General features: G+C 47.7%; 18 protein-coding genes and 1 tRNA gene. 14 read left to right on the plus strand and 5 right to left on the minus strand.

Features of this window, described 5'->3' with window-relative positions:
* Positions 1–130: 130 nt before the first annotated feature.
* Positions 131–526 carry a hypothetical protein gene (locus ACTJJJ_RS24515; protein WP_426291847.1) on the plus strand — a complete coding sequence of 132 codons (396 nt, stop codon included), beginning with the start codon at positions 131–133 and terminating at the stop codon, positions 524–526.
* Positions 527–553: 27 nt separating this feature from the next.
* The gene (locus ACTJJJ_RS24520) at positions 554–1,081 is read left to right on the plus strand and encodes an acyl-CoA thioesterase (protein WP_440703286.1); all 528 of its coding nucleotides are present in this window, start codon (positions 554–556) and stop codon (positions 1,079–1,081) included.
* Here the strand turns inward: ACTJJJ_RS24520 and ACTJJJ_RS24525 are convergent.
* The gene (locus ACTJJJ_RS24525) at positions 1,071–5,669 is read right to left on the minus strand and encodes a translocation/assembly module TamB domain-containing protein (protein WP_440703287.1); all 4,599 of its coding nucleotides are present in this window, start codon (positions 5,667–5,669) and stop codon (positions 1,071–1,073) included. The genes ACTJJJ_RS24520 and ACTJJJ_RS24525 overlap by 11 nt on opposite strands.
* 69 nt (positions 5,670–5,738) lie before the next feature.
* Here ACTJJJ_RS24525 and tsaD point away from each other — a divergent pair, with 69 nt between their 5' ends.
* Genes tsaD through ACTJJJ_RS24545 form a run of 4 tightly spaced genes read left to right on the plus strand, consistent with a single transcriptional unit; the run spans position 5,739 to position 10,548 of the window.
* Positions 5,739–6,737 (plus strand): tRNA (adenosine(37)-N6)-threonylcarbamoyltransferase complex transferase subunit TsaD, encoded by a 999-nt coding sequence (tsaD, locus tag ACTJJJ_RS24530; protein WP_188936622.1) that lies wholly within the window; start codon positions 5,739–5,741, stop codon positions 6,735–6,737.
* Positions 6,738–6,764: 27 nt separating this feature from the next.
* The gene (locus ACTJJJ_RS24535; RefSeq protein WP_440703288.1) at positions 6,765–8,396 is read left to right on the plus strand and encodes a T9SS type A sorting domain-containing protein; all 1,632 of its coding nucleotides are present in this window, start codon (positions 6,765–6,767) and stop codon (positions 8,394–8,396) included.
* Positions 8,393–9,742, plus strand: coding sequence for an IPT/TIG domain-containing protein (locus tag ACTJJJ_RS24540; protein ID WP_440703289.1), 1,350 nt, complete (start codon positions 8,393–8,395; stop codon positions 9,740–9,742). Before ACTJJJ_RS24535 ends, ACTJJJ_RS24540 begins: the two co-directional genes overlap by 4 nt.
* 2 nt (positions 9,743–9,744) lie before the next feature.
* Positions 9,745–10,548 carry an MOSC domain-containing protein gene (locus ACTJJJ_RS24545; protein ID WP_440703290.1) on the plus strand — a complete coding sequence of 268 codons (804 nt, stop codon included), beginning with the start codon at positions 9,745–9,747 and terminating at the stop codon, positions 10,546–10,548.
* Between the two features lie 49 nt (positions 10,549–10,597).
* Here the strand turns inward: ACTJJJ_RS24545 and lpxA are convergent, their stop codons facing one another.
* The 4 genes from lpxA to ACTJJJ_RS24565 form a co-directional block, all read right to left on the minus strand.
* Positions 10,598–11,410: an acyl-ACP--UDP-N-acetylglucosamine O-acyltransferase gene (gene lpxA, locus ACTJJJ_RS24550; protein ID WP_188936631.1), complete on the minus strand. Its 813-nt coding sequence runs from the start codon at positions 11,408–11,410 to the stop codon at positions 10,598–10,600.
* Positions 11,407–12,798 carry a bifunctional UDP-3-O-[3-hydroxymyristoyl] N-acetylglucosamine deacetylase/3-hydroxyacyl-ACP dehydratase gene (locus tag ACTJJJ_RS24555; RefSeq protein WP_090148197.1) on the minus strand — a complete coding sequence of 464 codons (1,392 nt, stop codon included), beginning with the start codon at positions 12,796–12,798 and terminating at the stop codon, positions 11,407–11,409. Before ACTJJJ_RS24555 ends, lpxA begins: the two co-directional genes overlap by 4 nt.
* A 48-nt stretch (positions 12,799–12,846) precedes the next feature.
* Positions 12,847–13,887 (minus strand): UDP-3-O-(3-hydroxymyristoyl)glucosamine N-acyltransferase, encoded by a 1,041-nt coding sequence (gene lpxD / locus ACTJJJ_RS24560; RefSeq protein WP_188936633.1) that lies wholly within the window; start codon positions 13,885–13,887, stop codon positions 12,847–12,849.
* Positions 13,888–13,969: 82 nt separating this feature from the next.
* Positions 13,970–15,202 (minus strand): HD domain-containing protein, encoded by a 1,233-nt coding sequence (locus tag ACTJJJ_RS24565; RefSeq protein WP_440703291.1) that lies wholly within the window; start codon positions 15,200–15,202, stop codon positions 13,970–13,972.
* A gap of 119 nt (positions 15,203–15,321) precedes the next feature.
* Here ACTJJJ_RS24565 and ACTJJJ_RS24570 point away from each other — a divergent pair.
* The 8 genes from ACTJJJ_RS24570 (at position 15,322) to ACTJJJ_RS24605 (ending at position 24,291) form a co-directional block, all read left to right on the plus strand.
* A tRNA-Ile gene (locus tag ACTJJJ_RS24570) sits at positions 15,322–15,395 on the plus strand.
* A 178-nt stretch (positions 15,396–15,573) separates the two neighbouring features.
* Complete coding sequence (locus ACTJJJ_RS24575) at positions 15,574–16,188, plus strand: hypothetical protein (protein WP_440703292.1); 615 nt, start codon at positions 15,574–15,576, stop codon at positions 16,186–16,188.
* Between the two features lie 1,071 nt (positions 16,189–17,259).
* Positions 17,260–17,889 (plus strand): hypothetical protein, encoded by a 630-nt coding sequence (locus ACTJJJ_RS24580; RefSeq protein WP_440703293.1) that lies wholly within the window; start codon positions 17,260–17,262, stop codon positions 17,887–17,889.
* Between the two features lie 679 nt (positions 17,890–18,568).
* A complete protein-coding gene (locus tag ACTJJJ_RS24585; RefSeq protein WP_440703294.1) occupies positions 18,569–18,949 on the plus strand; it encodes a hypothetical protein in 381 nt (126 codons plus the stop codon).
* Between the two features lie 13 nt (positions 18,950–18,962).
* Positions 18,963–21,452 carry a M4 family metallopeptidase gene (locus ACTJJJ_RS24590; protein WP_440703295.1) on the plus strand — a complete coding sequence of 830 codons (2,490 nt, stop codon included), beginning with the start codon at positions 18,963–18,965 and terminating at the stop codon, positions 21,450–21,452.
* A 679-nt stretch (positions 21,453–22,131) separates the two neighbouring features.
* Positions 22,132–22,512, plus strand: a complete 381-nt coding sequence (locus ACTJJJ_RS24595; protein ID WP_440703296.1) for a hypothetical protein — start codon at positions 22,132–22,134, stop codon at positions 22,510–22,512.
* A gap of 199 nt (positions 22,513–22,711) precedes the next feature.
* Positions 22,712–23,149: a DUF2442 domain-containing protein gene (locus ACTJJJ_RS24600; protein ID WP_440703297.1), complete on the plus strand. Its 438-nt coding sequence runs from the start codon at positions 22,712–22,714 to the stop codon at positions 23,147–23,149.
* On the plus strand, positions 23,047–24,291 hold the full coding sequence (locus ACTJJJ_RS24605) for a hypothetical protein (protein WP_440703298.1): 1,245 nt from the start codon (positions 23,047–23,049) through the stop codon (positions 24,289–24,291). The genes ACTJJJ_RS24600 and ACTJJJ_RS24605 overlap by 103 nt, the downstream gene beginning before the upstream one ends.
* Positions 24,292–24,353: the final 62 nt, after the last annotated feature.

The raw sequence follows: 24,353 nt of genomic DNA on the forward strand, positions 1-24,353 counted from the left end.
TATCACATTTAACAATGGATTGGTGACAAATGGCAAAATAATATACGTTGCAACATAATGTCGTGCCTGGTGTGTATGGGTTGCATGCAAGCCGCCAACAGTTTTTAAATATGTCCCCCATTGAAAGAGAATGATCAAGATTAAAAAAGCCCCCCTTTTGTTTTCCTTCCTGGCAGCCGTTGCGCTGTCCGCCTGTGCCGGCACCGGCATACCGATTTCATCCAATACCAAATACCCTATCGAGGTCCTGTACGACAACCAGCCGCTGGAACGCCCCTATTCCGAACTCGCGGTGGTGGAGATAGGCAGCGAGGATTCGCTGACGGCCGATCAGACGAAGGATAAAAGAATGATGTTCCGGGGCAATGATGCCAAAACCAAAGAGCTCCTTACCGCGCGCCTGGTGATGAAGGCCCAGAAGATCGGGGCCGATGCGATTATCAATGTCAAATACAAATATTATACAAGCGTGAATAAGGAAGGCTATATGCTGAGCGGGCTGGCCGTGCGCTACCGTGGAGAATAACACTTCTAACAAGATAAACTAAAAACCATGCTGTTTACTGCCAAACTGTCCGACATGCCCGTAGAGGCGGAATCGAGGGTGATCATCCGGTTCCAGGATTGCGACCCGCTGATGCATTTGAACAACTCCAAATATTTCGATTACTTTTTCAACGCGCGGGAAGACCAGGTTTCCAAATTGTATGGTTTCAGTTTTGAAGCAATGTTCCGCGAGCTGCGTACCAGCTGGGTCGTGTACCAGCACCAGATCGCGTACGTAAGGCCCGCACGCATCAGCGAGTGGGTGCGCATTACCTCGCGTGTGATATATTATAACGAGGACACGATGGTGACCGAATATTTCATGACCAACGACCTCCGTACCGAGCTCAAAACCGTACTCTGGACCACTTCGAAGCATATTAATGTCGCCACAGGCCAGCGCGTACCGCATCCGCAGGAAGTGATGGATTACCTGCGTGCCACCTGCGTACGGGGGCTTGATTTCCCAACCTTGCATTTCAACGACCGCATTCACGCGATCAAGCAGGAACTGGCGGTAGGCGCTAGCGCGTAGATTCTTTTTCTGAAATCAATTTCCTCGTCGTGTCCTGTCGCGTAGAGTCCGCTGGCAGGAAAGGGATCCGCACACCCGGTTTCGGAGCGCGGGTGAAGCGGTTGAAGCTATGGGTAAATTGCATGCTCACACCGCCGGTCGTGAAGGTGCCTGTATTGCTCAACAAGTTGTTCTGGATATTCCGGTTATAGGCTTTCACACGCACCGAGCCCTTTGCATTCAACCAGTATTCCAATGTCCATTCACCAAGCAGACTCGCCGCGTCGTACTGCGAAGAGCCTGTCTGCGATTGTGTGCCGGAGGTAAAACGTCCGTCACGCGTTACACGGAAGCGATCGTTCAGAAAGCGGTACGAAAAGCGTAGTTGCAGGTTGTTCAAGGCATTCTGGTCGAGTGAGAGGCCCGACACCCCGACTTCGAGATTCTCATTAATACCCGAAGCCCAGCGGCTGATCTGGTTCGATACGAGCTCGCTGATACTGCTACCGAGGAAGTTCTGGCTGCCAACCGTTGCGAGGCTGCTTTCAGGTAGCAGCTGGTTCACTACTAGCAGACTACTCACCTGTCGGCTCAGCTCCTGTTCATCGGATTTCAGCTTGTTTTGAAATGCTTCCAGCTGGCCCCGGTAAGTGCTCAATGACGGGTTATCGAGGATTTTGAGATCATACCGGATGGTAGGCGACATCAGCCGCTCCGACAACCCGATGGTCACTTCCACCGGATACCTCCTCGACAATGCATCGCCGCTCCCCGTTCCCAGGTTACTGGTGTTCGGTAATACGCCCGCCAGTGACACCATCTGCGTGTACCCTGCTTTTACATCCAGCTGCGCGCCGTAGGGATCACCCGCCCATATGATCTTACTTCCCGGCTTGATATTGAACTTTTTGTTAATGACGTTTTGCAATGTAAAGTTGTACTCGCCCTTATCAATCTCATACGTACCCGCCATCGTAAAATCTCCCTGCGTATCGATGTTCAGGTTGAGACGTCCGCTGCCGTTTCCACGCAGCACGTCGCCGGTTTGCCTGTCGAAAATAATCTCGCAGGTTGCATCGGGTGTGAGGTTGAAGTTGAAATCCATTTTGATCCCGCCGGCGATCTGGCTCCGGGCGGCGGAATCGGCCGGAGTGCCTGTGGTACTGTCGGCCGGCGCCATTTTACTAACAAATTGGATATAATCCTGCGTTACCACTTCGGTAGCTCCGTCCAGCGGAATGTGAATGCGGGTGCCTTTGTTACTCGTCACATTGGCTTCGATATTGAGGTTGTCGATCGGGCCATACACTGCCACCGGGCCGGTGACATAGGCCGTTCCGTAGAATGTATCATTATCTTTTGCACTGGTATTTAATATCTTGAAGTTCCGGAGGTCGGCATTGAAACCGAGGGAAAAGTACTTGAAACCGTCATGAAAAACCCCGCCGCGCAACGTGGCCGTATTGCCATCGGAGTCAGTGACGAGGATATTATTGCCCGTGATCTCGCTTTCCGTAAAATTGATTTTATCACTGAACGTAAATACCGATTGGAGGTAATCGAATTTCATCCGACCCTTGTCGACCGTCAGCGAACCTTCCAAAACCGGCGCGTCGACAACGCCCCTGATCGATACCACGCCTTGTGCCGTACCGCTGATGTCGGACACGAGGCCTTCGGCGAAAGGTTCGAGCGCTTTGAAATCCGCCTGGTTGAAAATAGCTTTCAGGTTCAGCGTATTCGTTTCAAGTTTCGGGCGATATGAACCCACCAGGCTGAAAACACGCCTCGCATTCTTATTAAGCTGGGCATCGACCTGCAACTCGCTGGTCGTCTGGTCCCAGTCGCCGGTACCGAGCAGGTTTCCGAACTCGTACTGGGCGTAGCCGAGGCCTTCAATGGCAAAGTTCGCATCGAGGATCACACTGTTATAAATGTCCTTCACCTTCGCCGAGCCGTCCATAATCCCCGACAGTTTGGTATTGAAAACGGGGTTCAAACTGGCCAGTTTGAAGTTCTTGATATCCAGCAATAAGCTCTTTTCCGGGTCTTCGGAAGCAGTACCACTCAGGAAGATACGCTGCTTGCCGTTCACCAATCCGAGGTTCGACATCGTAAAGTCATTGCCGACAATCGAAATAAGGCTTTCCGAAGGCACATTCCATTCCTCGTCGAGCAGATTGAGTTTTGAATTTTTAAAACCAATATCGAGGCCCGCCGGCAAGAACCGTATCTCACCCGCGAGATTAGCCAGGTTGGTACTTTTGACCTGGTGAATGGCTCCATTGAAATCGATATGGTCGACATCCCAGGTTCCTTCCAGCTCCATTTTTTCCGTAGGCACCATCTTGCTGATCTGCTGCTTGTCGGAAGTGACGAGAATGGATGCGAGTACTTCGGCGCTGTTCACGAATTTCGAGGTAGTAACATCCACCTCCGCTTTCATAAAGTGGTTTTTACCGTAGCTCACTGTATCCGATACCGCGTTCAAAGTCAATATCGCCGTATTATCCATCTTAAAAATCCCCTCCACTTTGGCCCCGCGGGAGACGTAAATATCCGGACTGAGAAATGCCAGGAAGCGCGATAGGTTGTGGGTTTCCACTGAATAGTCGATCTCGTACCTGCGCGACAGCATCTTTAAGGGCTTTCTGGCGTAGTACTCATTCCTGCTGGCCTCATTTTCAAAGAAATACAATTTATATTCTCCCAAAACCTGGCTCACATCGTTCCATGCCTGCGTCGGCAGGAAATTGCCTTCCACTTTGGCTGTCAGGAACTCGCTATTGAGCTGCAACCGGCGCTTGCCGAGCTCGTTTCTCGAAGAAAAAACGAGCGTATCCACCACCAGGTTTCGCTCCTTATTGGTCATAACCAGGTAAGTATTGAGTAATCTGGCATCTCCTACCAGTTCGTCGACCGTATTCCCGGTCACATTCACATTCAGCTGCGTGCGGAGTGTAATCGGGTCCTCGCTGAAACCGAGTTCTTTCAGATTGGCCTTTTCGATCACTCCCTTGACGTCGAACATGTTCTGCTGTTTGGAAAGGTCGAACTCGCCGTCGAGGCTCACCACCAGGTTGCTGTCGCGGGAGCTAACAAGGCCATTGAAATATTGGTTTTGTAAATTCCCTTTCAACCGGATGTTTTTATAGTCGTAATTGCGAAAACCAACACGATGCACGACCGCATTCATATCGGCGGAAGCGAAAGAAAGTTCTAATCCTTTTCCGTACACCTTCCCTTCAAAATCGAGCTCCTGCCAGTTGTCCTCATCTTCCAATAAAGTTCCCAGCCCGAAAGACGCCGTTTTAACCTCGCCGGAATAAGTGGTAGTTTTGGCATCCGCGATGTGAAAAACGAGATCGCCGGACACTTCGCCGAGCTCCGACGAGGCCGACGCATTCACTGCAAAATCTTCGAGTGTTCCTTTGAATGTACCATCCAACAACGTGTAACCGAACTTTTGCAGATCGGGGTGCATGTCCCATTCGGGATAATACTGCACCAGGTCCACAGGATCGATTTTGGAGACCGACAGCCGGATATCCATCAGCACGCCCTCGATCTTAGGAAGTCCCTTGAAACCAATATCGCCGATGAGCCTGCTGTTTTTCCCAAAACGCAGATCCGTATTCGAGAGCACAAAGTCATCGACCTTACCGTTGAAATCACCGGATATCAGCCAGGTTTCATTCAAAGCATCGATATAACTTGAAAATAACCCCAAGTCCTGCGAATCCACCCGGCTCCCGATCAGGTGCCCTTTCATGCGGATCTTATGGTTAAAATCGCCCAGTTCGCCCGAACGGTTGTAGTAGAATATCACTTCGTCTTTCAGGTGCGAATTGCCGATGTGTGCGTCGAGCTCCTTCAACTCCATTTTTTTCTGGCAAAAAAGGAATTTCGTATCGAGATCATGCATTTCCAGGCCGGTCTGCTTATCGACCGTTTTCAGGTTTTTGGCACGAAATGCAATGGTATCCCCCTGAACGAGGAAATCGCTGAGCTCTCCGTAGAGGTGTTTGAGGCTGAAATGCGAGTAATCGAACACCCGTGCACCACGGTCGCGGGGCTGGCGGGGATCGTCATAACCGAAAGTACCGTCGATTACCTTCGCTTTTCCGATGATGAAAGGGGTGTTGTTCTCGGGCGCGTTGGGCGGCCGGGGTACGGCCGGGGCGGTGAGTTCATTAATGCGGGCGATGAATCCGTCGATATTAAGATCGCCCGATTTGGGAACGATAACTAAATGGACATTCGGCTGGAAAACATTGACCTCGTCGAGAAAAATCTCCGTGGCCGAATCACGGATGATGTTGTTGAGATTCAGGTTCACATCGAGCCGGCCGACGTCGATCATGTCTGCGCCTGAGGTATCTTTGACCGAAACCCCTTCGAGCGAAACCACGTCGAACCATTTGATATTGACCTTTCCTATGCTGATAGGATACCCGAGTTTGCCGGAAATATCAGCCGTAAGGTACCCGACGGCCCAGGTTTGAACCGAAGGCAGCTGCAATGCCGTAGTAGCAATCCCAAGCGCCAGCAGCACGAAGATGACAACTACGATCAGACCATTACCAAGCGCCTTCAGGAATTTTAACATATACAGCTTCGCAGCAGGATACTGCTTATCTTATTGTTAATGCTTAATTTTGCGAATATTTTCCACAGTATGAATATCCTCGCAATTGAATCGTCGTGTGACGAAACCTCCGCAGCTGTTATAACAAACGGGAATATCCGCTCCAATGTTGTTGCTACGCAACTCATCCACACCCAGTACGGCGGCGTCGTTCCCGAGCTCGCCTCGCGGGCGCATCAGCAACATATTCTGCCTGTGGTGGACAAAGCATTGAATGACGCAAAAATAGCAAAAAAAGACCTGGATGCCATTGCTTTTACCAAGGGACCGGGTTTGCTGGGTGCTTTGCTGGTGGGCACCTCGTTCGCGAAATCGATGGCGCTCGGGCTGGACATTCCGCTGATCGAGATCAACCACATGCAGGCGCACGTGCTGGCGCACTTCATCGACGCCCCCAAACCGGCCTTCCCGTTCCTGTGCCTTACCGTGAGCGGCGGACACACGCAGATTGTGAAAGTGACCGGCCCGCTGGACATGGAAATCATCGGAGAAACCCGCGACGACGCCGTGGGTGAGGCTTTTGATAAAACTGCCAAGCTACTCGACCTGCCATATCCCGGAGGCCCGCTGATCGATAAATATGCCGCGCAGGGGAATCCCCAAGCCTATCCTTTCCCGCTTCCGGAAATACCCGGGCTGGACTTTTCATTCAGCGGCATCAAAACTTCGTTTCTGTATTTTCTCCAAAAGCAGGTCCGCCTGAACCCGGAGTTTATCAGGGAAAATATAGCCGACATTTGTGCCAGCATTCAGTTTACATTGATTGATATTCTCCTGAAAAAACTGAAAAAGGCATCCCGCGAAACCGGTATCAAAGAGATCGCGATCGCTGGTGGTGTTTCCGCTAACTCAGGTTTACGTAAATCGCTGCAGGAACTCGGCGACCAGCTCGGCTGGAATGTGTATATTCCTGCTTTCGAGTATTGTACCGACAATGCGGCGATGATCGCCATTGCAGCGCACTACAAGTTCGAAGCAGGCGAGTTCTGCGACCAGACGGTGAGCCCGCTTGCGAGAATGGAGTTTTAAAGCAATATGAAACCTTAACAGGATGGTATGAAACACTTTTGCCTGGGCATTCTATTTCTATCAATCCTGGCGGGCATAGCAAATCCCCTTTTTGCACAAACGGCCCGGGTGCTTCGCAACGACCTAACGATCAAACCATTCTTCCGCATCGAAGGCACCGACACCCAAACCAGGATCGCTTACGACGCTTCCGACAAGTCGTTTTACACCATTGCCTGGAATGGCGACCTGTTTCACATTACCACGAACGTGTCGGGAAGTCATACCATTGAAAGGTTGGCTTCGGCACAGGACCATGGTATTAATTATCTTCAAGGGCTCGCATTGCACGAAGGAAGCGTTTACCTGGTGGGTAATGTCGTTATCGCTCAGGGTGTTTCGGGGTACGGAAAGGCCGTTAAAGCGAAGCTAACCGATAGCAAGCTCGGTTGGACCGAGGTATTCAAAACTTCGGAACACGCTTCCTCCAAAACACTCTTCGACCACGCTTTCAGTGCTATCTGCTTTTCGCCCGATGGCAAGGATATGTACATCGCCAGCGGCTCACGCACCGATCATGGTGAAGTAAAGGACAATGAAGGCCGCTACCCCGGTCTCCGCGAAGTGGCATTGACCAGCTGCATTTTCAAAATACCTGCTAATACCGAAAACCTGCTGCTGCCCAACGACTCGGTCGCGCTCGCACCTTACGTACATGTGCGCGGCGTACGCAATGCATTCAGCCTCGCATTCGCGGCCAATGGCGATCTGTTTAGCGTTGAAAATTCCGGCGACCGCGACGACCCCGAGGAAATGAACTGGATCAGGCCCGGCGCGCATTATGGTTTTCCCTGGGAAATGGGCGGGAATGATACGCCTATGCAGTTTGCAGGATACAAGCCGGGCGACGACAGGCTCATCAACCGCAATTACACCGCCTACCAGATCGGCGCATTTCATGACGACAAACAATACCCCAAAAAGCCGCAGAACCTGACTTTCCGCAAACCAATCCTGAATGCCGGTCCGGATGCCGACATGTACCGCGACGCTGCTACCGGCAAGGTGATGGACGCCAGCGAAAGCGGAACTACTATCAGCACGTTCACCGCTCACAGGTCTCCGCTGGGTTTGGTTTTTGATATAAAATCAGGATTTGGGGGTGAATACAAAGGCAAAGGGTTTGTTTTGAACTTTCAGGAAGGCTCTGCTACTTACGGACCGATGCAAGATCCGGGCCAAGACCTGCTGATGCTCGATTTGAAGAAAAACGCAGCCGGCGACAACTATACATTGAATGCCCACCGCATTGCCGCCGACTTTTTCCAGCCTACCGATGCAGAAATCGTGGACAACAAATTATACGTGTTGGAAGGCCAGGGGCAGATTTGGGAGATCAGCTTTCCGAGGGAAGTGGTGACAGGCTTGGAGCCATCACGCAATGCTTTCAGCGTATACCCGAATCCGATCCGCGGCAAAATGCAGATCGAGGGGCCATTAACCCAACAGAATGTACAAATGACCGTTACCGACATGACCGGCCGCGCGCTGATCCTTGAAAAAAGGCAGGTGAACGGCAAAACAGAGCTGGATGTTTCCAAACTTCCGGCAGGCGCTTATGTGCTTCAACTTGAATCGCAGCAACAACAGGGTACCACCCGATTTATCATTAACCCGTGAAAGCATTCCTATTATTTACATTAATAACCGTTTCGGCGATCTGGCTATCGTGCGGCGACGCTCCGTCGCCAACGCCGCCCGTTACCGGCGGTAAGGAGGCCCCCGAATTGAGCGGCTTCTCTCCGCTTTCAGGCAAAAAGGGTACTGTTATTAAAATACAAGGCAAGCATTTCGGAAGCGATGCGTCAAAAGTATCGCTGCAAATCAATGGATTGAAAGCAACGATCAATGCGGTCACCGATACTGAAATTACCGCCGTCGTACCCGAGAAATGTGGTTTAGCGAAGCTGGTATTAACCGTGAACAGCAAAGAAGTCACTTCGGCTGCAGCATTCCGCTACCTCTATACCGTCACTACGAGCTACTTCTCGGGCAGCGGGAAGGGCGACGACGGCAAAGACGGCGGCTACAAGGACGGTACGCCGCAACAATCGGAATTCAGGACGTTGTACAACATTGCAACCGACAGCAAGGGCGTCATGTTCGCCGCCGATCTTGGCAATTGCATGGTAAGGCGCATTGAAACCGATGGCAGCACTTCCACCCTGGCTGGCGCAGAGCAGGGAGGCTTTAAGGACGGCAAAGGCAACCAGGCATTGATGAAGTTCCCTATCGGCATCGAACTCGCTCCCGACGGGTCCATTTACGTAGCCGACCAGGAAAACCACGCCATCAGAAGGGTATTTTCCGACGGCACGCTGGTGACCGTAGCCGGCGAGCCCGACAAGCCCGGCACAGCGGATGGCGGCCTGGCGTCAGCCCAATTCAAAAGGCCCTATGGCGTAAAACTGGACAAAACAGGCGTGCTCTGGATTTGCGATACCGAGAATGGCCTGATCAGGAAATTGGCGGACAGCCAGGTTACCACTTTCGCCGGCAGTACGCCCGGTTATGCGGACGGCAAACTTAGGGACGCAAAGTTTTATATGCCTTCTTACCTCAATTTCGACCAAAATGGGAACATTTTCGTCGCCGATAAACACAACCATTGCATTCGTAAAATCACCCAGGACGGCCTGGTAACCACCTTCTCCGGGACGCCCACCAAAAGCGGTTACCGCGACGGCGAAGCCGGCCAGGCGATGTTCAATCAGCCCTGCAATATTCAGATCGATAAAATCGGAAATCTTTACGTGAACGATTTATGGAACCATTGCATCCGCCTCGTATACCCCGACGGGTACGTTGCAACGCTCGCGGGCAAGGGCGGAACGGGAGGGTACAAGGAAGGCCCGGGAGAAAATGCACTTTTTAAACATCCGCAAGGGTGTACTTTGGACAAAGACGGAAATCTTTTTGTTACGGATTCAGCCAACCAACGTATACGCAAGCTGACTATCGAATAATCATGGCCATGATATTATCAGAAATCTGGGTCTACCCTGTCAAATCGCTTGGCGGGATCAGGCTCAGCAAAGCATTAACCGAAGAAAGAGGACTTCAATACGATCGCCGGTGGATGATCATCGATGAAGAAAACGTTTTTATCACCCAGCGGGCCTACCCAAAAATGGCGCTGATCGACGTCGCTTTACTTGAAGAGGGATTGAAAATATTCCTTCGCGCCGATCCGCATGACTTTGTGCTGGTAGCCTACAAACCAGCCACCGCGTTGCCCGTCACCGTCAAAGTCTGGGATGATACCACCGAGGCTGTCACCGTTTCCGACGATGCCGACGCCTGGCTCAGCCGGCAGCTTGGCCTTGACCTTCGGCTGGTAGTGATGCCCGATTCGACCGAAAGAAAGGCTGATCCGCGTTACGCGCAGCATGACGAGAACGTAAGCTTTGCCGATGGCTTCCCCTATCTGGTCATTTCGCAGGCCTCGCTGGACGATCTGAATGGTCGCCTGGCGCAGCCGATCGAAATGCGGCGTTTCCGGCCTAATTTCGTCGTCAGCGGCACCGAGCCGTTTGCCGAAGATCAATGGAAGCAGATCACGATCGGCAACCTGCGTTTTGAAGTAGTAAAACCATGCGCGCGTTGCGTGCTCACAACTATTGATCCGGAAACCTCGGAAAAAGGCGCAGAGCCGCTAAAAACCCTGGCAACCTATCGGCGGAACGGCAACAAGATTTTGTTTGGACAGAATGTAACTGTACAGGATTTTGGAGAACTGAAGGTGGGCGACCGGGTCACGGTCCTGGAATAGCAAAAAAGGTCCGCTAGCGGACCTTTTTTGCTATTTAACTAATGCTTTATCAAGACTGAGCTTCCGTCTCACTGGTGCCGGTTGTCTGGAAAGGACTTTTCATAATACCTCTTTCCGAGTTGCGGATAAAGTTAATGATCTCGTCGCGCTCGTTCGAAGGCGGCATTTCCAGTTCGATTTTTTGAAGTGCTTCGGCATTGTTGTAGCCCTTCATATAGATGTAACGGTAGATATTCTGGATATCGACAATTTTTTCGTTGCTATACCCTCTTCTCCGCAAACCAACCGAGTTGATACCTACGTAAGATATAGGCTCACGGGCAGCTTTTGTAAAAGGCGGAACGTCCTTCCGAACGAGCGACGCACCTGAAACGAATGCATGGATGCCGATCTTGACAAACTGGTGTACCGCGCTCAACGCACTTACAATAGCCCAGTCGCCCACATGAACGTGGCCTGCCATTTGCACATTGTTACCGATAATGCAGTTGCTTCCTACCCGGCAATCGTGCGCCACGTGCGCGTAAGCCATGATCAGGCAGTCGGAGCCTACTACGGTCTTCCAATGCTCTTCGGTACCACGGCTGATCGTTGCGTACTCCCGGATGGTCGTATTGTCGCCGACGACGGTCAGGGTGTATTCATTATTGTATTTCAAATCCTGAGGCGTGGCCGAAACGACGGCCCCCGGATAGATTTTACAGTTTTTACCAATCCGTGCTCCCGAATTGATTACAGCGTGTGATCCTATCCAAGATCCCTCCCCGATTTCAACATCGGCATGGATCATTGCAAAGGGTTCGATCTCTACATTCTGAGCAATCTTAGCGTCAGGATGGATATATGCTAATGATTGAGTCATTTTTTCTTTACCAGGCTTGCTATCATATCGGCTTCACACACCAGCTGTCCGGCTACGTATCCCCGGCCACTCATTTTGACAATCCCCCGTTTCATCGGAGACGTGAATTCACATTTAAAAATAACCGTATCACCGGGAAATACATTGCGTCGGAAGCGGCATGCGTCGATTCCGATCAGGTAAGGCCAGTAATTGTCCGGGTCGGGCACGCTGGAAAGCACGAGAATCCCGCCGGTCTGCGCCATCGCTTCCAATTGCAGGACGCCAGGCATTACCGGGTTACCCGGAAAGTGGCCCAGAAAAAACTGTTCGTTGATCGTCACGTTTTTCACGCCCACCACGCTGTTTTCATCCAGCGCGATGATCTTATCGATCATTTGGAACGGATAACGGTGAGCCAGCAGCTGGCCTATCTGATTAATATCGAAGACCGGAGCCTTGTTAGGGTCGTATTGCGGAATATCTCCTTTGCCGGATTTGATCAGCTTTTTGATCTTTTTAGCTAATGCCACATTCGCCGCGTGTCCCGGCCGTGCAGCAAGGATTTGTGCTTTAATAGGCCTTCCCACCAATGCAAGGTCTCCAATAAGATCGAGCAACTTATGGCGCGCCATTTCATTGGAATAATGCAGGTCTACATTATTAAGTATTCCCTTAGACTTGTCGACGCTTACTTTCGGCTTGTTCAAAAGCTGCGACAAATGATCTAATTCACCATCCTGCACCTCGCGATCCACGATCACGATCGCGTTCGTAAGGTCACCGCCTTTAATGAGGTTTTGCTTGTAAAGTGCTTCCAGCTCGTGCAGGAACACGAATGTCCGGCAGGATGCGATGTCGTCTTTAAAAAGCGTGATATCGTTTAAAGAAGCGTGCTGACTGCTAATGACCGTTGAATTGTAATCAACCATCACCGTGAGGCGGTAGTCCGAAAGCGGCAGCGCCACCAGCTCGGTATCCTTGTCCTTATTCTTATAATGTACGTATTCCGGAACCTCGAAGTAGTTGCGGTAGGCATTCTGCTCTTCAATACCTGCATCAAGCAATGCATCGACGAACTTGATGGAGCTGCCGTCCATGATCGGCGGCTCAGGGCCGTCGAGTTGGATCAGCACGTTGTCGATCTGCAAACCTACAAGGGCGGCAAGTGTGTGTTCAACCGTATGAATCCTCGCGCCGTTCTGCTCGATGGTAGTACCGCGGGAAAGATCCACTACATTATCGACATCTGCATCAACAATCGGCTGGTCGGGTAAATCAACACGTTGGAACTTGTATCCGTGGTTCGCTGGTGCCGGCACGAATGTCATCGTCGCCACAACACCGGTATGTAAACCCACTCCAGTTACGGATACAGACTTAGAAATGGTTTGTTGTTTTTCGTTCATTATATCTATTTCCTTTTCTAAATAAGGTGCGATCGGGATTGACGGAGATTACTGAAAATCAGAGGTTTCTTGCTTACGTTCCAGATCCTTCAGCCGTTCTTCCATTTCAGGCAACCTTCGCACCAATGCCATGGACCGTAAATGTTCGTTCAGGTCCCTGGCCGGGGAGCCGGAAAGCGACAGGCCTTCCTTTTTAATGGATTTGCCCAAACCGCTTTGTGCCCCAATCTTGGTATTGTTTGCTACCGTAATATGGCCCACTATCCCAACCTGACCAGCAATAACGCATTGCTCGCCGATGGTAGTGGAACCAGACACTCCTGACTGGGCCGCAATTACGGTATTTTTTCCTATCTCTACATTATGTGCGATCTGAACCAGGTTATCTATTTTCGCTCCCTGACGGATAATGGTCGAACCCATCGTCGCACAGTCGATTGTCGCGTTGGAACCGATGCTGACGTTATCCTCGATGATCACATTTCCGAGCTGCGGTATTGTTTTATAGCTGCCATCGGCCTGCGGTGCAAAACCGAAACCGTCGCCGCCGATCACTGTGTTGGCAAAAATGGTGACGTTTTTTCCAATCACCGTGTTGTCGTAAATTTTTACTCCTGGGTGGATCACCGAGTAATCTCCCACTTCCACCCCATCGCCCAGCCAGGCTTGCGGATAGATCTTCACCTCTTTTCCGATCACACAATTTTTCCCGATATACGAAAACGCACCGCGGTAACAGTTCTCGCCCGTCTGGCTGTTATCACCGATGAAACTGGGTTGCTCCACCCCCGACTTACTACCGGCCAGGCGTTTCTGGTATTCTTCGAGCAGGATTGTGAAGGCGGTATAGGCATTCTCGACGTAGATCAACGTCGCGGAAATATCTTTTTTGGGAGTAAAATCTTTATTGACAATTACTGCCGAAGACTGTGTGGAGTAGATATAATGCTCATATTTGCTGTTGGCCAGAAAAGATATACAACCCGGCAGGCCCTCTTCAATTTTTGCAGCCGAATTAATTGTAATCTGATCATTCCCAACAACACTTCCATTCAGCATTTGAGCAATCTCGCTGACAGTAAATTTCATATTTTATCGGCTAATTTCGGGTAATAGTATTCGAGAACGTCGTAAAAAATTATTAAATGGGCTTTTCTTTTTAGGGTCGTAATTAACCACGCAAAGATACATTTTTACCCCAACATACATAGTACTTGCGTACAATCTTAGTGAGGGCTTCGATGGTCGGAATGTCGGATGCATCGGCAATATCCACCAAATTCCCTTTTTTCATTTTCACACGGATCGGGTCCTGCTCCTTTTCGTAGGCCCAATTGGTGGTTTCTCCGGTGACCAGAAAGTACTGCATGTCGCGCTCGGAGACGCCTGCAGCTACCAGTCGCTCCCGGAGCGGCGCCAGTAATTCTTCACCCGGTGGTTCGTTAAAAAAGCTGATTTTAAATAGATTTCGGTTCAAAAGCATCTCACAAAGTGTCGACAAAACGGGGTCCCGATGCGTCTTCCAACCTTTCACAGATGCCCATACGTCGTTATCGTCCAATCCGTTGAATGCGGCCAGCAAATCGGGCTCTCTATCGAAATCCGCGAGTGTGAACCGATTGTATAGAAAACGGGCGAAATCGGGCGTGGCGAAGAGCTGCTCTCCCGCTGCGGCAAGCTCGCGGGCGCGGTGCATGATCTGCGTGAGCATCGCCTGTGCGCTCAGGAGCGTTTTATGCAGGTACACCTGCCAGTACATAAGCCTGCGTGCATGCAGGAAGTTTTCGATACTCAAAAGCCCTTTCTCCTCCACCACCAACTGATCGTGGCTGATATCCAGCATTTTAATCAACCGGTCGGCGCCGATCGAGCCTTCGATCACCCCTGTGTAGAAACTGTCACGGTTGAGGTAGTCCATCCGGTCCATATCCAGCTGGCTGGAAATCATCTGGTGGTAAAACTTGCGTGGATAGGTCCCTTCGAACATTTGAATGGCAATATCAAGCCGTCCGTTCAACTGGCGGTTGAGATCCTTCATCATCGTCAATGTAATGGACTCATGCGGAACGCCGGGTATTACTACGCTTTCGAGCACGTGGGAAAACGGCCCATGCCCCAGGTCATGCAAGAGAATCGCCGCCTGCGCGCCCTCCTGCTCCGGCTCCCAGATCATATGCCCTTTTTCCTGTAAAGTCCGTAACGCCTGACTCATCAGGTGCATCGCACCGAGCGCGTGGTGAAAACGTGTGTGAAGAGCGCCGGGATAGACGATATCGGCCAGGCCAAGCTGCCTGATACGCCTTAGCCGCTGAAAGTAAGGGTGATCGACCAGATCGTAGAGTAGATCCGAGGCGATCGAAATAAATCCGTAGACCGGATCATTGATGATTTTCCTTTTATTCAAAATCAATTTTTTGGCAAAAGTAATAAACAACCAACGGACAAAAGAAGCTAATCTTGTTGTATTCATTTGGAGAATTGAACCGTTTCGCTAATTTTGCACTCCAAACAAGCGCTGGAAAAGGGCCTATAGCTCATTCGGTTAGAGCAACTGACTCATAATCAGTAGGTGCCTGGTTCGATTCCAGGTGGGCCCACTTGAAAATCAAGGACTTAGCAAAAAAAGCTAAGTCCTTTTTCTTTTTGTTGCAATAAAAGTTGCAATAGTTTTGAAGGGTGAAATTCAACAAGGATCATTGTTTGATATTGGCTAGACATTTGCAAATGTTCTACCTTGTACCTCCTGAAGACCACGTCTAACTAGATATTGATCAAATGGGAAGACAACAAATTTTGGCAACATGCAGACAGCACCGACAATTGCTCCCACTATTGTTGTTGGCAGCGTATTGTATCAACGCCATTGTTGCAGCAGTTAATGGGACAGTTGTTATGGCAGGTGATATGTACAACTTTGAGTTGACAACAAAACATTATGCCGCATTTGGTGCTATCGGGCTAAATTTCGTAACCTACTGGTTCTTTCCTCCATATTACAAATACACTTTGGGGCTAACTATTGCTGGGGGACTTTTTAACCTCATGACATTTCCTGCTTTGGAGACGACACAAAGCTTTGCTTTAAGCAGCTTAAAAGTAAGTTTTCAGCCGGCGGCGTTTTTAGCAGGACTGGTTGCGTACATTATCAATTTCAAGAGAGCAAACCAGTTTGTTATCGACAACTTGACGAATAAGCCAACACCGGAGGAACAGGATAAAATAGAGAAGGCAGGTTTCCAAGAAAGCGTCGGAAAGTTTAAAGAAAAATACAGCAGCTATTCAGAAGAGATCCTGACTGAGATTGTAATTGAAAAAAAGTTCGTCCCAGAAGCACTTGAAGCGGCAAGACAGTTACTCAAAGAACGACAGCATAATGAAAACTCCATTTAGCTTGACATCATTATACAAAAGACTATTTACCCAGTGCGGAATACGTGTTTTTGACCAATTTGGTGCACATGACCGACTAATGAACCCGATGATTGACTAAGCTTTCGGCAATCAGATCATCGCCGGACGGATACGAGGGTTGTTAATAACTGTGTACGACAGCGGCGCCAAGTTTTGTGTATAGGGATAAGGTCCAGTTTACATATGAGTAATCTCTATTTCATGCCGTCACCTTATCCGCATATACTTGAATTGATTTTGCTGTGATGAAGTCATTATCTCGATCGTTGATCTGATCACTTTCATCGAACGGGTCAAACGAGCAATAATAACCACACTCATTGACAAACATCTTACAGAACGTTATGTTGTAGAAGTGATGACTTGAATCCCAGCAAAATTGGTATTCGGTAACTACACCGAATCTAAGCAGGACCCTAGAAATGTCAACGAGGTGTGCTAACCTAATATGTACGTCAATGGTTAAGCCTTCGGCGGAATAGTTGATTTGAAAAGCCGTGATAGATGAGCTAATTAAGTTCATTCTATCCAGAAGGAGCAAAATTGCCTTTTCATTTTCTGCTAACAGTTCCATTTGTAATCGGCCAGCTGAGTAAGGATTCAGCAAATGTACAGTTTCTACATGGTTTTCTTTGTACGTCCATCATGACTCCAAAATGCATTACGCCTTCATAATTTGACTACCGTGGTTGTAAATCAATTCAAAGTCGATAACTAATCAAACCATGCTCTTAATGCTCCTTACTGCGGCGAGCTTATGATGGCATGCAAGAGGTCGTCGGTTCGAATCCGATATTCTCCACTTGATAATCAGCCACTTACAAAAAAATGTAAGTGGCTTTTTTATTTAGGTCGAACATAGGTCGAACATTTTTAGTCATTTTTGTTCAGTTTTTGCCTGCTTTGGTCGGCTCAGCCTCTATGAATTCTGTGTTTTTTTAGCTCATAATTTCACAGAAGTATAGGCGCAATATTCCAAGTTATGGATTCGAATTAAGGGTCACGTTCACATAAAACTCAGAATATCGGTTGTTTCATCTTCACCTACATATGGCTGATTCTTCTGTAACTGACTGGATTCAAAGCGTAATTGCTTTTTTTCAGTTAATTCTATCAGGATTCGGTATCTACTATGTAATCAAAGCCTTTCAACAGGGCGCTCGAAACCTCGAAATAGCCAATCAGAATATCGTTCTGGCAAATGAAAACAACAAAATGCAGGCAGATGCATTCAGGAATAGTATCCGTCCTCACTTCGAAATAGTTCTACCAACAGCTACCGAAATCCCGTATGGAGACCGTTTTTGGCATGTTTTCGCTTTCACAGTCACGCATCACGACGCCATTGATGTAAAATTTCTCGCATTTAGTACTGAATACATCGATTTCTATGATGTTCAAACCCGAAGAATTACTAACCAGTGGCAGTTGACCAGAATGAAAATTGGCGACCGCCTAGCTATCTACATTAAAGTAGACAGCGTAAATCTAACTGATGAACAGATGTATCTCCTTAAAAAACGGAAACCATTTGAATTTAAGATCGAAATACATATCACTTTTTCCGATGCGTCGGGGAACACCTATTTGCAGTCAGTATTAACAACCCTAGATGACGTTTCAAAGGCTGGATTGAATACCCCACAACTTGTTAACTGGGATGGCAGCCCAAGGGAATAACCCTAACTTAACCTATAATAAACATGGAAGAGAACATAAACCTATGCAGCAAACAGCACTTGCCACCGTTGTAATGGGACTAGAAGGTATAAATAAAGGTTAATGATTGTCGATGCTCTCTCTGGCCGTCAACCGGCAACACCTATGTAATTGAAAAATTCGTATTTTGCAATCCACTCAAACACTGATAGAGGAGGGTTTACGACAAAAAGCTTGGTTGTTGTGCAACCAAGCTTTTTCATTTTTATAGCTCCTATTTATAAGATAACTTATATAACAACTGAAAAATGTAAATATTCAATGCTGAATTCGGCTAATGTACCACCACAATTGAAATATTTCGCTTTAATGGTAATACGATAAATATCGTATTGATGCCTTTTGGCGACTTTAATTTCTTCTTTTGTTTTGTTGAAAATCTGCTTATAAAAAGTTTTTGTACAAATTATTGTAAAAATAGTTTTATATCATAACTTTGAGTAACCGCCGGATTCAATTTTTGGAATCACCCAGCTCAAAGCGCCCCCAATAAGAATTTATCGCGTTGGCGACACACCATTACGGTGTTTCGACCTCACTATGAAAGCAAAGTGCCAAATGTTTTCATAGCAAATCGTGTTGCGTCTTATCGAGACCACTAAGCGCAAAAGCGCACCGAACCATAAAATATTCAATGATCATGAAAGCGATTTTAACATTTGTTATAGCTCTTGTACTGCTTGGCTGTCACAAAGATGAAGTAGACCCCCGTCAGGAAATCTTGGGTAAATGGGAACCCTTCTATTTAGGTAATGGTGAATACCAACCACCCGTTGAGAAACCGGGTGCATACTGGCATTTTCTCCCTGATAGTGTACTGCTTGAATATGAGTATGCTACACAAAAAACTTTCACAAAAAAATACTGGATTGATACGCTGTTAAATGTAGCAGCAACTTATGATGACGGATATCAACTTAGGTTTTATTATACCCCCAAATTTTATGGGGATACAATGGAGCTTCACATGGAAAATGCTTCGCCAATATTCTCGATATCGAAATGGAAACGAATCAACTAAACTAATGTAAAATATGAAAACACAAGTACTCTTCGCAATGACTTCAGTTTTCCCATTTTTTGCAAGTGCGCAAAACTCGGAGACTCCGACTGTTCTCAAAGACAGGAAGGGCATTATCCAGGCAATGGAGTTTACAGATTCGGATAAAGGCACCACTTTCTCTGAACAGGATTTTATGAAGGAGTATCTTAAAACAACTGCCGATGACGGTTTCGTAAAAGCAAAAGATAAACAGCGTAGCCAGGAATTTATTGACGATCACTTTGATCAGTTTTACAAAGGTGTGAAAGTAGACGGTGCAGGGTATAACTTCCACTATAAAGCCGGGAAGATGTTTTATGCTCATGGCCATTTTGTAAAATTGGAAGGCCTTGATGTTCGTCCGAAAATTACGGATAAGATAGCGAAGGACTCATTTGCGAATTTCAAACAAATACCTAGCTCTGATGTTTCAGATTTTACCTCAGAATTGCTGATTAAGGAAATTGCATCTTTGGACAGTACTGCCCTTTTGGTTTATAAGATTTACCTACGCAGCAATCATCCGGCAAATGATGCGATCGGTTTTGTTGACGCGCAAACGGGTAACATTTTGGCGACTGAGCCAATATTTTCACATGGCTCAGCAAGTAGCACAAATGAGGAAATGATGACCCGGAGCACTCCAAAAAAAGTGCCAACGATGCGTACATATGCATTACCGCCTGCAACAGGCACTTTCTCTACAAGGTATAGCGGAACTCAAACCGCAAGCGCCTTCGACGATGTCTCTGTAACCCCGCGATATCGCTTATTTGACAACACAAGAGGCGCTACTATTCACACTCGCAATTTGCAAGGCAGCACAAATATTACAACTAGTATCGAGTTAAGGGATAACAATAACACATGGACTGCGGCAGAGCATACTCCTGGGGAAAACGACATGGCACTGGATGTGCACTGGGCCTTGCAGCGTATATATGACAGGATGAATACCGCACATGCTATCAATAGTTTTAACAATCCAGTCTCCGGCGCAGGACAACCTATTAATGCCCATATCAGATATGGAACGGCTCAGCCTGATCGAGATAATGCTCTTTGGAACAACGTGGATCACTATTTAGCCTTCGGTGACGGAGATGTGGTTTTTAGTCCTGTGGCTAGTGTAGATGTGGTCGCTCATGAATATGGACATGGTATTACTAATTTTCAGATAGGATGGGGCAATACGGGCGACCAAGGGTCATTTAATGAAGGTCTTAGTGATGTTTGGGGGGCTATTATGCAGCACAGAATCACCGGCGGCAACATTTGGCAAATTGCTGAACAACTTACCGTTTTCAATACTTGTTTGAGAGACTTACAAAATACAAATTCAGCAGGCGTCAACCGTACAATGGCTGACACATACAACGGAGCACAGTATAATGGAAGTTCTGATAAGTACGAACGGAGTGGTGTTTTGTCCCATTGGGCTTATCTATTGGCTAGCGGCGGGTCGGGAACCAATGATGTAGGAGGTTTTTATAACGTATACGGTGTAGGGATGGATCTGTTAGAGAATTTAATAGTCAGGGCAGTCTTTGGAAATTTCCTTGACAATACTACAACTTATGCGCAAGTCAGAACCGGGATGGTAAATGCTGCCAGGGCGTTATGTGGTAATCAAAACGGTGTTTTGGTTCAGCAAGTTGAAAATGCATGGAAGGCCGTTAATGTGGGAACGGCAACACAGTCTAGTATCTCCGGAGTTGACCACCTTTGCCCTAGCTCAACTTATTCTGTTGCGAACCTTCCGCAAGGTTCTACTGTGGCGTGGTCAAGTAGTAATACTAGCGCAGTAACGATAAATAGCAGCGGTGTTGCAACAAGAATGGGCAGCTTCCACGGAAGCGTTACACTTACGGCTACCGTGTCCGGTGGTTGTGGAACACTCGTATTGACAAAAACAATCAGCGTAGGTAAGCCTATCGCGACCAATATATCTATTAGCGCACCAAACAACTGCGCGGGTACCAGTCAGCTTGTAGTTGCTACTATGACTGGCAACCCAACAAGTTCGGTTTGGTCGATCACCAGCGGAAATGCTTCGAATGCCTCTTTAAGCGATTTTGGAAACGGTAGTGCCTCCTTTTATACAAATGTGCCAGATTGTTACGGATTGACGCTGAACATGTCCAATTCTTGCGGTTCTGCCAGTGCTGGCACAACTATATGCATCGATAATTGCTCGGCCCGATACACAGTATTTCCAAATCCAGCAAAAGATCAATTATTTGTACAGTTCGAACACTACGAAACTACCGCTTCCATGCCGGATCAAATTTCCTTATTTAGCGAAAAAACACAAGAGGCTGTTTATAGTATAAAATCTGACGGGATTCATTCGAAAGTTGGCTCAGACGGAGTTTTCAAAATTGATGTAAGCTCACTGCCGCGTGGTACTTATTATTTGCATGTGACTTATAGTAAAAATGGTGAAACAACGACAGATAGAACAAGAGTTCTTTTACAATAAATAAAAACGCTCAATTCTAGTTATGTTGATAGCCGGGCTACTCGCCCGGTTATTTTTTTGCTACAACTCAGTCAGTCTGGTTTTGAGAATGGATGCCGACTGGCCAGCTCGATTTCATTTTGAATGAATTCTGGATTGATCGATTGCAGCGTGAATTTGCTTGCGATAACGTTTCACGCTGGACATGCTAATACCGGTCAGACTAACGGTTTCGGCCACCAAGGCGCTGAACCTCGTTAACAATCTCCCCTGCGCTTTATTCTTCGTTGTCAAATCCAATAGATAATGAGAATAATTGGACGATTCAGCGTGGTTTTACAATAGGTAGCGAGAAAATATACAGAAGATGGTGAGAATAGTTCGGGATTTTACAAAAGATGATGAGAATAGTTTGGTTGGGCTATTGAAGATAATATGTTGATGATTAGTATTCTAACTTATTTTTCGAACAGGGTGGACATCCAGATTCTCACCAAGTTCTGTAAATTCTCATCTTCTTTTGAATTTGACAGTCGGAAACAGGACAGAAGCCAGAAAATGCCCGAGGATTTCGGATAACGGATTTTATGTTAAATGAGGAAACACAGAACAAGCGGCGAAGCCTGGGATCGGTGAAGTTCTTCGTTTTGTACAAGGAGATGCGACTTTTGCGTTAACGAGGAAATCAACGAACATTCATATGAAACAAACAGTACTGTTATGCTTGATGGTTGCCGCTCTGACTGGCTGCGAAGACTTGGGCTTAAAGTCTGAAAAATTCAATCATCAGGTAAGCGACGTAAAAAAGGATGACTACTTCATCATCGAAAACAAGAAGAAGCCTGTATTTGCATATTTTACGATTGAGGGAGAGCTTAGCCATGATGCGAAAATCCTTTGGTCCGGAAGCGAGCCAGATGCGGACACGGTATTCTCTTTTCCCAATGAGATATTAATACCAAAGGGAAAAGTGAAAATTGTGGACGACAGGGGAGACTATTATGGCCAAAAGCTTTACGTGAAGTACGTTTCGTTAAATGATTCCACCTCAGGAAATTTGCAAATCAAAATTAGGATGTAATTGAGCATGGCTCAAATAATGCCCGGTTTTGAGCGATATCACGCGCCGGCCGTAAGGCCGGCTAAATTTACCTAAGTTTTGAATGATGAATGACCCAGGAAAATGGAAAGGAACCCTTTACAGCCTTTCTTTTGAGAAGAAGGTCAAACAGCCAGATCGAGTAAGGCAAAAGGGGAGGTGATCACAGTCAATCCGGAGAATGTATGGGAAAGCATTAAATCCGGATCGTAGCAGCACAGCATGGAGAGCTATTTGGTTTCAAGACGATCGCATTTTTATCCGGACGGCATCAGGCGAAGAGCGGAGTATGCCGTTGGAGTGGTTTCCCAGGCTTTACAATGCTTCCCAGGCAGAGTGCGAGCAGTTCGAGCTTTCCCCCTTCGAAATTCACTGGCCAGCACTGGACGAAGATTTGAGCTTTGAATTACAAATTAAGGACAGGCAGTGTAGGCAATATTTATTTGTAACTCATACAACGATCGATGTTACCTTTGGCCTCTTTGTGCTGAATCCCAGCCCTTATTTGAAAAATCGATGCGGCAATTTTTTCGTGTATTCATGCTACCGCTGGCGTTTGCCACGCATGCACTTGCCCAAGACACTACTTCCGTCACATTCTCGGAAGAGACCAGCTTGATCACCGAGCAGCGCTTCATCGATCGTTATGAAAATGTTTTCATGACCAAAATACCCACGCGCAAGATGTTCAAGCTGGGGTATCTGGCGACTACTTATAACGGAATTGGCTTGAATGCTGCATTTGAATATAAGGTATTGCCTGCCTGGTCATTAGAGGCGACACTCACGTCACGGGCAATCATTGACGGGAATTCACTGACCATCAATCGTTTCCAACGGCAGTTAAGCGGAAGGAATTTGTTTGCGAGTATTGGAAGCCGATGGTATTTTGAAATGAACAAGCGGATAGCCCGCCAGCAAAGTGCGAACAATTTTAGCGGGAGTTATCTGGCGATTTCTTACGAAAGATCGCTGTCTGCTATTCAGAGTCACCGGTCGAGGCAACATTTTAGCCTCACATATGGGCTTCAAAGTCGGTTTCTCTCGAATGGATTTCTAGATTTCTCGCTAGGCCTTTACTACGTGAGCCCGTACCTGTCAGTGTATCGGACCGACTACCCCGAGGTGCCAGGCTTTACTGCCCGAAACTTTGCGATAGCCTCGCGTTCCTTGCTTGGGATCGCATTTGGTGATTGGAAAAGAAATCATAAAGGCCCGTTATGTGATGTTCTGCATTGCGACTATTTCGTGAAACAACATTTTAAAATCCGATTGCCTGAGCTGAATATAGGGATCGAAAGCCAATCAATCAGAGGGGAAGTCGGTTATGAGCGGAAGTTGGGGAAGAGTCCGTTGTCTGTCAATCTGAGTGTTTGGAATGAAACCACCAATTCTTCGTCTGGGGGCAGTTCGTTCGTTGTAGTCGGGGAAGCACAATTCCGTTGGTACTATCTGCAAAAACGCCAGGTGAGAAAGGGAAAAGCCTCGGATAACCTGTCTGGATTGTACGTCGGCTCCCGTTTTGCGTACAACTATTACCGGTCTGTTATTCGCTTTATTGTACCGGTTGACCCTCAGCGTGCTGTTTTCAGTTCCTGGGATACCTCGGCGGGAATTTTGACAGGATATCAACAGCGTTTGTTTCAAAAGTTGTATTTCGACGCCACGGTCAGCTATTCCGGGGCGAGCGTTCAGAAAAGATTCTTAAAAGTAAACAGGGCGGAATTGCAAGCAAAAGCTGGGATCGGCTTCGCCTTCTGAAACTTGGAACCTAGCCTTTTCGAGAGTTGCGGAAGCCTCTCGTGCGTGTGTGTACAGGTAAT

The organism is Dyadobacter sp. 22481 (assembly GCF_052044875.1).
GTDB classification, from domain to species: Bacteria; Bacteroidota; Bacteroidia; order Cytophagales; family Spirosomataceae; genus Dyadobacter; species Dyadobacter endophyticus.